1 protein-coding gene is annotated in these 315 nt (G+C 56.8%); it reads left to right on the top strand.

Annotated elements, in window-relative coordinates:
- Window positions 1-24: 24 nt before the first annotated feature.
- Window positions 25-315: RtcB family protein (locus AC1RPQ_RS08280; RefSeq protein ID WP_481762309.1), on the top strand; the 291-nt coding region annotated here is incomplete at its 3' end.

Below are 315 nucleotides of genomic sequence, written 5' to 3'. Positions count from 1 at the left end.
CCGTTGATCAAATAAGGAGGATGTATGAAACAAAACGAACTGTACGGCCAGATGCTGGGTGGAAAGGCTCGCTTCTTCACCGGTGACATGGAAGTCGAACAGGAGGCACTCAAGCAAATCACGAATATCTCGAACCTGCCGATCTTGGCGGGTCCCGTTGCAATCATGCCGGATGTGCACGCAGGCATGGGCGCGACGGTCGGTTCCGTGATCCCGCTGAACGCAGCAGTTATTCCAGCAGCGGTCGGCGTCGATATCGGGTGTGGCATGGTGGCGGTTAAGACCAGCCTCAAGGCCAACCAGCTGCCGGATTCG

It is taken from the genome of Dellaglioa sp. CoH-57-MRSF-21 (assembly GCF_056781915.1).
The sequence above is the reverse complement of the archived record's forward strand: the minus strand, read 5'-3'. Positions and strand labels throughout refer to the sequence as shown.